6 protein-coding genes are annotated in these 9,586 nt (G+C 65.1%); 5 read left to right on the forward strand and 1 reads right to left on the reverse strand.

The features are described from left to right. The first annotated feature begins 150 nt into the window (after positions 1-150). Both waaC and waaA read left to right on the forward strand, forming a co-directional pair. Complete coding sequence (gene waaC / locus V7080_RS19850) at positions 151-1,152, forward strand: lipopolysaccharide heptosyltransferase I (RefSeq protein ID WP_334190125.1); 1,002 nt, start codon at positions 151-153, stop codon at positions 1,150-1,152. A gap of 76 nt (positions 1,153-1,228) precedes the next feature. After that, positions 1,229-2,503: a lipid IV(A) 3-deoxy-D-manno-octulosonic acid transferase gene (gene waaA, locus V7080_RS19855; protein ID WP_334190126.1), complete on the forward strand. Its 1,275-nt coding sequence runs from the start codon at positions 1,229-1,231 to the stop codon at positions 2,501-2,503. Here waaA and V7080_RS19860 read toward each other — a convergent pair. Continuing rightward, a complete protein-coding gene (locus tag V7080_RS19860) occupies positions 2,500-3,123 on the reverse strand; it encodes a TetR family transcriptional regulator (RefSeq protein WP_334190127.1) in 624 nt (207 codons plus the stop codon). The two genes, waaA and V7080_RS19860, sit on opposite strands and share 4 nt — an antisense overlap. A 333-nt stretch (positions 3,124-3,456) precedes the next feature. On the opposite strand from V7080_RS19860, the gene V7080_RS19865 reads away from it, so the two are divergent. From V7080_RS19865 to V7080_RS19875, 3 genes are read left to right on the forward strand one after another with little or no spacing between them, the layout of a single operon-like run. Continuing rightward, positions 3,457-4,728: an efflux RND transporter periplasmic adaptor subunit gene (locus tag V7080_RS19865; protein ID WP_334190128.1), complete on the forward strand. Its 1,272-nt coding sequence runs from the start codon at positions 3,457-3,459 to the stop codon at positions 4,726-4,728. Between the two features lie 15 nt (positions 4,729-4,743). Next, the gene (locus V7080_RS19870; RefSeq protein WP_334190129.1) at positions 4,744-7,914 is read left to right on the forward strand and encodes an efflux RND transporter permease subunit; all 3,171 of its coding nucleotides are present in this window, start codon (positions 4,744-4,746) and stop codon (positions 7,912-7,914) included. A 13-nt stretch (positions 7,915-7,927) separates the two neighbouring features. Then, positions 7,928-9,400, forward strand: a complete 1,473-nt coding sequence (locus V7080_RS19875; RefSeq protein ID WP_334190130.1) for an efflux transporter outer membrane subunit — start codon at positions 7,928-7,930, stop codon at positions 9,398-9,400. Positions 9,401-9,586 lie beyond the last annotated feature (186 nt).

Raw genomic sequence — 9,586 nt, forward strand, 5'->3', positions numbered from 1 at the left:
CGCCGGTGGTGGTGATGCGCTTCGAAGCCGAGTCGCAGGACGCACTGCAGCGCATTCAGCAGCAATTCAAGCAAGCCATCGTCGCAGCCATGCCAGGCGCGCAGTTGCCGTTCTGAAGAATCAGTCCGGCCGCGCAGCATGACGACCCCGATGAAGATTCTGATCGTCCGCGTGTCTTCCCTCGGCGACGTGGTGCATAACATGCCGATGGTCGCCGACATCCTGCGCCGTTTCCCCGATGCGCACATCGATTGGGTGGTGGAAGAGGCCTATGCGGACCTGGTCAGGCTGAACCGGGGTGTGCGCGACATCATTCCCTTCGCATTGCGCCGCTGGCGCAAGACCCTGCTCACCGAACAGACGCGCGCCGAGATGCGCGCGTTTTCCTCCCGGCTGCGCAGCATTGCCTATGACGTGATCTTCGATACGCAGGGCCTGCTGAAAACCGGGCTGGTCATGCGGCTTGCCCGACTTGCGCCGGGCGGCAGGCGTGTCGGCCTCGCAAACGGCACGGAAGGTTCCGGTTATGAAGGCCTCTCGCGGATCTTCCACACGATGAGCGTGCCGGTCGGCCTGCGCACCCATGGTGTATTGCGCGGCAGGCTGGTCACTGCCGCGGCGCTCGGCTATGAAGTCGACACCCCGGCCGATTTCGATCTGCAGCCGCCACCACTCCAAACGCTTCCTTCCTGGCTCCCCGAAGAACCGTATGCCGCATTTTTCCACGCCACCGCGCGTGCGGCGAAGCAATGGGCGCCCGACCACTGGGGACGATTGGGGCGGATGGTCGCGGCGCGCGGATTGCCGGTGTTGCTCCCTTGGGGAAGTCCTGCGGAGAAGCACGCGGCGGAAGACCTTGCTTCGCGCATGCCGAATGCGCGGGTGCTGCCGAAGCTGCCGATGATGGAAGCGGTCCTGCTTGCCCAGCGAGCCCGTCTCGCCGTCGGCGTCGATACCGGATTGACTCACATTGCCGCCGCCTATTGCCGGCCGACGATCGAGCTGTACTGCGATTCGCCGCGCTGGAAGACCGAAGGCAACTGGTCACCGAATATCGTCAATCTCGGCGACACCGGCGCGCCGCCTGGGGTCGACGAAGTCGAAGCCGCGGTCGACCGGCTGCTTGCGGCAACCGAATCGGCGCTGTCATGAACGCTGCCGCCTCGACGATGCGCGCTGAGACAATCGCCGCGCGAACGCCGTATCGGATTGCGGGACGACCGGGGCGATGAGCCGCATACTGTATTCGTTCGCATGGTGGCTGGCCCTGCCGCTGGTGTTCGCCCGGCTTTGGTGGCGCGGCCGGAAAGAGCCTGGATACCGGCAGCACCTTGCCGAGCGTTTCGGCGTCTACCGGCAGCCTGGCCCGTCGCAGCCGATGATATGGCTGCATGCGGTCTCCGTCGGGGAAACCCGTGCGGCGCAACCGCTCGTCGATGCACTGCTGGACGCCTATCCGAAGCACTGCATCCTGCTTACCCACATGACCGCGACCGGACGCGAAACCGGACGATCCCTGTTCGCCGCCCGCAGCGCGCGAGTGGTGCAATGCTATCTACCCTACGACACCGGATGGATGACAGGCCGGTTCCTGCGGCATTTCAAGCCGGCGATCTGCATCCTGATGGAGACCGAGGTATGGCCGAACATGATCGCGCAATGCCGCCGGCAGGCGGTGCCTGTCGCACTGGTGAATGCGCGGCTGTCGGAGCGCTCGCTGGCGAAGGCGCAACGACTGTCCGGCCTGATGACGGAAGCCGCGCACGGCTTGTCCTGCATCGCCGCGCAGACTGAATCGGATGCACGGCGGCTGCGCCAGCTCGGCGCCGCGAATGTGCAGGTGACCGGCAGCATCAAATTCGATGTCGCCCCTCCGCAGCAGGCCATCGAGACGGGACTGCGGATTCGCGGGCTGATCGGCGCGCGCCCGGTCCTGCTGTGTGCCAGCACGCGCGAAGGCGAGGAGGCATTGATTCTCGAGGCATTGCGGAGCAGGGACATCGGGAATCTGCTCATCGTCGTCGTGCCAAGGCATCCGCAGCGATTCGATGATGTGGCGCGCCTGATCGGCGAACATGGCTGGCACATGCAGCGGCGCTCGGCATTGGGCAGCGGCGCATTGCCTGGCGATGTGCAGATGCTGCTCGGCGACTCGATGGGCGAAATGTTCGCCTACTACAGCGCCTGCGACATCGCCTTCATCGGCGGCAGCCTGCTGCCGTTGGGCGGACAGAACCTGATCGAAGCCTGCGCGGTCGGCAAGCCGGTGCTGATCGGTCCGCATACCTTCAACTTTGCCGAGGTAAGCGACGATGCCGTCGCCGCCGGCGCCGCAAGGCGCGTGGCGGATGCAAGCGACATGCTTGCCCATGCGATGCGCCTGGTGCAGATGCATGAGGAAAGGGGGGCGATGAGCGACGACGCCCTGCGGTTCGCCAATCAGCATCGCGGCGCGACGGTGCGCACGATGGCGATGCTGACGAAACTGATCGGTCGGCTTTAAACCGGTTGCGGGATGCGCAAGGCATCCAGGTGGGCGTCGAGCACCTGCCGGCCGACACGTTGCAGATCGAAGGCCGCCGGATCCAGCAGCCAAAGGCGAATAAGTCCATCGGCCATCGCCCACAAGCCCAGTGCCGCCACCCGCGCCGACACGCCCGAACGCAGCAGGCCGCGCCTGGTCGCGAGCTTGAGCCGCTTCTCGGAGCGCAACAGCCACTGGTTATAGTTGGCAATATAGCGGTCGCGCACCGCCGTCAGTTCCTCGACATACTCGACTTTATGTGTGGCAATCTCGAATGCCCGCCGCGCAATCGGGTCCGTCACCGTCAGCCGGAAGGCAGTGAGCACCCAGGTGCGCACGTCGCCGACGGGATCGGCCAGCCCGGCGTTATCGGTGCATTCCAGCGCGCTTTCCAGCGGCATGGTGGCGCGGTCCATCATGGCGTTGAACAGGTCCGCCTTGTCCTTGAAGTGCCAATAGATGGCGCCGCGTGTCACGCCTGCGGCGGCGGCAATGTGTTGCAGTGTGGTGCGGGATACGCCTTGCTTCTGGAACAGCAAGGCCGCCGCGTCGAGAATGCCGTCGCGGGTGGCCATCGCTTCGTCTTTTGTTCTGCGCACGTTAGCGATTCCTGTGAAATTCGGTGAGTCGGGAGCGCCCCGGCGGGCGATACAGTGCGATACATACACTCTTGTAGGTTAGTTTATACTGTCCCTCGTTTTGCCCGGCAAAAACAAATCGAACCGGGCCATTTTTTTGTAATCAATTGTTCGTTGACCGGTTTTATCAGCGGCGGCGGAATCCCGGAATGTGAAATTCATGGCCATCGGCAACGCGGGCATGTATGGCGGCGACGCACTCTTATGCGCCTGCAAGCATTCCGGATCGGTCCGCCGTAGCGTAAATCAACAGTTCCACCGCCGTTCTACCCAATCCTGAAGGTGCTCATAGTGATGCGCAATCGTTTATCCGCTCCGCCAGCAAGAATACGCAACATCCTGTGCTCGATGCTCATGCTGGCGGTGCTCGCCGCCTGCGGCTCCAAGGATGCCGCCGCACCCGCCGCCGGGGGCAACGGAGGCGGGGGCGCCAAACCGCCGCCGCCCGAGGTGGGGGTCGTGACCACCGCCCTGCAGCCGGTTGCATTGCAGACCGAATTGCCGGGCCGTGTCGAAGCACTGCGGGTCGCGCAGGTCCGGGCCCGCATCAACGGCGTCGTGCAGAAGCGGTTGTTCCGCGAGGGCAGCGAAGTGAAGGCCGGGCAGGTGCTGTTCCAGATCGATCCGGCGCCGTATCGCGCGGCGCTCGAAAGCGCCCAGGCCCAGCTCGCGAAAGCCCAGGCAAACCTGACGCAGACCACCGCCCAGGCGGAACGCTACAAGCCGCTGGTCGAAGCCAATGCCGTCAGCAAGCAGGAATACATCAACGTGGTCGCCAGCCAGAAGCAGGCGGAGGCCGATGTGGCCGCAGGCAAGGCGGCGGTGCAGACCGCCCGCATCAATCTCGAGTATGCAACCGTGAATGCGCCGATCGCAGGCCGCATCGGCCGCGCCCTCGTGACCGAGGGTGCGCTGGTGAGCGCCGCCGAGGCGACGCAGCTCGCGCTGGTCCAGCAAACCAGCACGGTGTATGTCAATTTCACCCAGTCGGCCAGCGAAGTCATGCGCCTGCGCAAGGCCGCGAGCGGCAGCGATGTGCAGTCGGCGGACAAGCCGGTGCCTGTCACGGTGATGATGGATAACGGCTCGGAATATCCGCGCAAGGGCAAGCTGCTGTTTTCCGACATCAGCGTCGATCCGACATCCGGCCAGATCACGCTACGCGCCGAAGTGCCCAATCCAGACGGCATCCTGATGCCGGGACAATACGTGCGGGTGCGCCTGTCGCAGGCCGAGATCCCGTCCGGCATCCTGTTGCCGCAGCAGGCGGTGACGCGCGGCGGCGAGAAGGGTGATTCCGTCATCGTCGTCGGCGCCGACGGCAAGCCCGCTCCGCGCCAGGTGAAGGTCGGCAGCGCGCAAGGAAATCAATGGGTGGTGCTGGAAGGATTGAAGGAAGGCGAGCAGGTGGTCGTCGACGGATTCCAGAAAATGATGGTACCGGGCGCGCCGGTCAAGCCGGTGCCCTGGAAAGCCGCGGCGCAGAACGCGCCTGCCGGAGGAGCCCCGCCTGCCGCATCCGCATCCGCTGCGCCCGCCGCCCCGGCCGCCGGCGGAAACCGCTAATCACAGGAGTGCCGCATGGCCCGTTTCTTTATTGACCGCCCGATTTTCGCGTGGGTGATTGCACTGTTTATCCTGGTGCTGGGCGGGGTCGCGATGACCCAGCTGCCGATCGCCCAGTATCCGCCGGTCGCTCCACCGTCCATCGTCATTACCGCCGCCTATCCGGGCGCTTCCGCCCAGACACTGGAGGACAGCGTCATCAGCGTCATCGAGCGCGAGATGAACGGATCGCCGGGCCTGATCTACATGGAGTCGATCAGCCAGGCCAACGGCACCGGCACGATCACGCTCAGCTTCGAGACCGGCACCAATGCCGACCTCGCCCAGGTCGACGTTCAGAACCGGCTGGGCCGGGCGACGCCGCGTCTGCCGCAGGCGGTAGTCCAGCAGGGCGTCCGGGTGGACAAGGCGCGGTCGAACTTCCTGCTGTTCACCATCCTGTCGTCCGACGATCCGAAGTGGGACCCGATCGCGCTCGGCGACTATGCGTCGCGCACCGTGCTGCCGGAAATCCAGCGCCTGCCGGGCGTCGGCCAGGCGCAATTGTTCGGCACCGAGCGGGCGATGCGGGTCTGGATCGATCCGGCCCGTCTGGTGGGCTTCAACCTGTCGTCGGCCGATGTCAACAACGCCATCCGCTCGCAAAATGCGCAGGTGTCGTCGGGCACCATCGGCGATCTGCCGAACGTGCCGGGCCAATCGATTTTCGCCACCGTCGTGGTGCCGGGCCAGCTCAGCAGCGTCGAGCAGTTCGGCAACATCATCCTGCGCGCCAATCCCGACGGCTCAGCGGTGCGGCTCAAGGACGTAGCCCGCATCGAGATCGGCGGCCAGAACTACGGCACATCCGCGCGCCTGAACGGCAAGCCGTCCACCGGTATCGGCGTCCAGCTTTCGCCCACCGGCAATGCGCTGGCGACCGCGGAGGCGGTGCGCAACCGCATGACAGAACTGTCGCGTTACTTCCCGGCGGGCATGAAATGGGATATCCCGTTCGACAGTTCCCGCTTCATCGACATCTCCATCACGCAGGTGGTGAAGACCCTGGCCGAAGCGGTGCTGCTGGTGTTCCTGGTGATGTACCTCTTCCTGCAGAACTTCCGCTACACCATCATCCCGACCATCGTCGTGCCGGTAGCGCTGATGGGTACGCTCGGGGTGCTGCTTGCGCTCGGCTTCTCGGTCAACGTGCTGACCATGTTCGGCATGGTGCTGGTGATCGGTATCGTGGTCGACGATGCGATCGTGGTGGTGGAGAACGTGGAACGCATCATGAGCGAGGAGGGGCTGCCGCCGCTGCAGGCCACGCGCAAGGCAATGGGCCAGATCTCGGGCGCCATCATCGGCGTGACAGTGGTGCTGGCATCGGTGTTCGTGCCGCTGGCCTTCTTCGGCGGCGCGGTGGGCAACATCTACCGCCAGTTCTCGGCGGTGATGGTGTCGTCCATCCTGTTCTCCGCCTTCCTGGCGCTGTCGCTGACACCGGCGCTGTGCGCCCACCTTCTCAAGCCGGTGGAAGCAGGGCATCACCACGAGAAGCGCGGCTTCTTCGGCTGGTTCAATCGCGGCTTCTCCCGCACGGCCAAGGGTTATGAAAAGTGGGTGGCATGGCTGCTGGCACGCACCGGCCGGACGATGATCGTCTTCGCCGCCGTCATCGCGGTGGTCGGCCTGATGTTCGTCCGCATGCCGTCGTCCTTCCTGCCGAATGAAGACCAGGGCTATATCATCGCCAACGTCCAGTTGCCGCCGGGCGCGACCCTGGAGCGTACGTCGACCGTCATGCGCGAGGTCGAGAATTACATCCTCAACCAGCCGGAAGTAAAGAGCATGGTCGCCGTGCTCGGCTTCAGCTTCTCCGGCAGCGGCCAGAACGCGGCGCTGGCATTCGTCACCCTGAAGGATTGGGATGAGCGCACTGGCGCCGGCATGACGGCCCAGGCGCTGGCCGGGCGCGCCACCGGCGCATTGAGCAGCTTGCGGGATGCGATCATTTTCGCCATTAGCCCGCCGCCGATTCCGGAGCTTGGCCGCGGCACCGGTTTCTCTTTCCGCCTGCAGGATCGTGGCGGCAACGGCCGTGAGGCGCTGCTGGCAGCACGCAACCAGCTTCTCGGATTGGCATCGCAGAGCAAGGTGCTGGCCGGCGTCCGTCCGGAAGGCCTGGAGGATGCGCCGCAACTGCAGCTCGACATCGACCGCGAGAAAGCGAATGCGCTCGGCGTTTCGTTCGATGCCATCAACGCCGCCATCTCCACCTCGCTCGGGTCGGCTTACGTGAACGACTTCCCGAACGCCGGACGGCTGCAGCGGGTGGTGGTACAGGCGGATGCGCCGGCGCGGATGCAGCCGGATGACCTGCTAAGGATCAATGCCATCAACGTCAAGGGGCAGGCTGTGCCGCTGTCGGCGTTCGCCACGACGCGCTGGGTCGTCGGACCGATGCAGACGGTGCGGTACAACGGCTATCCCACCATGCGGATATCCGGCGATGCCGCGCCGGGACGCAGCACCGGCGATGCCCTCAACGAAATGGAGCGCCTGGCTGCGCAGCTGCCCGCCGGCTTTGCGTTCGAGTGGACCGGCCAGTCGCGCGAGGAAAAGCTGTCGGGTTCGACCGTATTTGTCCTGCTCGGCTTCGCGATGCTCGCAGTCTTCCTGGCATTGGCGGCGCTGTATGAAAGCTGGTCGATTCCGGTTTCGGTGCTACTGGTCGTGCCGCTCGGCGTGCTGGGGGCGTTGTTCGGGGCGAATCTTCGCGCTTTCCCCAATGATGTCTACTTCAAGGTCGGCCTGATCACGATCATCGGACTTGGCGCGAAGAACGCCGTGCTGATCATCGAGTTCGCCAAGGACCTGCAGGCGCAGGGCAAGGGCTTGATCGAGGCAACGCTGGAGGCCTGCCACCTGCGCTTCCGTCCGATCCTCATGACCTCGCTCGCGTTCATCCTCGGCGTCCTGCCGCTGGTGATTGCGACCGGTGCCGGCTCGGCCAGCCAGCGCGCCATCGGTACCGGCGTGATGGGCGGCATGATCACCGCCACGGCACTGGGCGTGTTCTTCGTGCCGGTATTCTTCGTGGTCGTTCGCCGCATTTTCAAGGGCAGTGAGCGGCAGAGGAAGCGCTATGCGCACGAGTCGGACGACGTTGCCGGGCCGACAGCCACCACCGCACCGGCACCATGAGAAAGACGGATACATGAAGACTGCACGTTCATTTTCTGCGACGGCTGCCGCAACAACTGCGGCTACGGCCAAACGGGCGCCTGTCCTGTTGCCGCTGGTCCTGTCGCTGTTCCTCGGCGGCTGCATGTCGCTTGCCCCGCTGTACGAGCGGCCGGCGGCGCCGGTGCCGGCAGGCTTTCCGCTTGCCGCCCCTGCTACCCCTGCGGCCGATGCCGGCGGATCGGCTGCCACCGTCGAATGGCAACGCTTTTTCGGCGACCCGCGCCTGCGGCAACTCATTGCGCTGGCATTGCAGAACAACCGCGACCTGCGGGTCGCGGTGTTCAATATCGAGCAGGCCCGGGCGCAGTACCAGATCCGCCAGGCAGACCAGCTGCCGACCGTCAATGCGGGCCTCGCCGGTAACCGCCAGCCCGGTACGGGCGGCGGCACCACCACAACGTACACCGGCGGCCTGACGGTCACGGCATACGAACTCGATTTCTTCGGCCGCATCCGCAACCTGAGCGAGGCGGCTCTGGCGCAATACCTTGCCACCGAGGAAGCGCGCCGGAATGTGCAGATCAGCCTCATCGCATCGGTGGCCAACAGTTATCTCAGCCTGCTCGCGGACGACGAACTGCTGGCATTGACGAAGCAGACACTGGCCGCGCGCGAGGAATCCTTGCGCCTGACCAAGCTGAAATTCGACAACGGCGTGGTGTCGGAACTTGATTTCCGCCAGGCTGAATCGCTGGTGGAAGGCGCCCGTGCCACGCTGGCCCAGCAACAGCGACAGCGTGCGGTCAATGAAAATGCATTGCTGCTGCTGGTCGGACAACCGCTGCCGTCCACGCTGGTGGCCGGCGCGACGCTGGCCACGACCGTGATCGGTTCCGAACTGCAGGCCGGCCTGCCGTCCGACCTGCTGACGAACCGTCCCGACATTCGCCAGGCCGAACAATTGCTGATCGCGGCGAATGCCAACATCGGTGCGGCACGGGCGGCATTCTTTCCGCGCATCTCCCTGACCGGCAGCGCGGGCAGCGCGAGCAGGGAACTGTCGGGCCTGTTCCAGGGCGGCACCTTCGTCTGGACGCTGGCGCCGCAGCTCCTGCTGCCGATCTTTGACGCCGGCCGCAACCAGGCCGGTCTGGAAGTGGCGCAGGCGGCGCGCAACGTCGCCATCGCGCAATACGAAAGATCGATCCAGAATGCATTCCGCGAGGTATCGGATGCGCTCGCCGGCCGTGCGACCTACGGCGAACAATTGCGTGCGCAACGGGCGCAGGCCGATGCGGAAGCGCGACGCTTCAAGCTGTCGGACCTGCGTTACCAGAGCGGCGCGGCGAGCTATCTCGATCTGCTCGATGCGCAGCGCTCGCTGTTCGCCGCGCAGCAGGCGGCGGTGCAGACCACGCTGGCGCAGTTGCAGAACCAGGTGACGCTGTACCGGGTGCTGGGCGGCGGCTGGAGCGATGCACCTGCGCTGGCCGAAAAGCAGTAACTGGAAAGCGGTAGCAGAAGGCAAGAAGCGCCTGGACCTGCATCGAAATCCGCTTTCAGTCAGGCGCCACGTGCTGCCCGGTTGATGCGGCTGGCAGGAAAATCATCAGGGTGTCGAGGAACGCACGGCGCTCGCTTGCTCAAGCACCTTCCGCAGGGTGCCCAGATTGAAGGGCTTGGGAAGGAA

This window comes from Noviherbaspirillum sp., assembly GCF_036846085.1.
Taxonomy (GTDB): domain Bacteria; phylum Pseudomonadota; class Gammaproteobacteria; order Burkholderiales; family Burkholderiaceae_D; genus Noviherbaspirillum.

What these genes read in the sequence shown, in the direction of transcription:
- waaC (WP_334190125.1), top strand. Translation starts at nt 151, where the DNA reads ATGAAGATTCTGATCGTCCGCGTGTCTTCCCTCGGCGACGTGGTGCAT.
- waaA (WP_334190126.1), top strand. Translation starts at nt 1,229, where the DNA reads ATGAGCCGCATACTGTATTCGTTCGCATGGTGGCTGGCCCTGCCGCTG.
- V7080_RS19865 (WP_334190128.1), top strand. Translation starts at nt 3,457, where the DNA reads ATGCGCAATCGTTTATCCGCTCCGCCAGCAAGAATACGCAACATCCTG.
- V7080_RS19870 (WP_334190129.1), top strand. Translation starts at nt 4,744, where the DNA reads ATGGCCCGTTTCTTTATTGACCGCCCGATTTTCGCGTGGGTGATTGCA.
- V7080_RS19875 (WP_334190130.1), top strand. Translation starts at nt 7,928, where the DNA reads ATGAAGACTGCACGTTCATTTTCTGCGACGGCTGCCGCAACAACTGCG.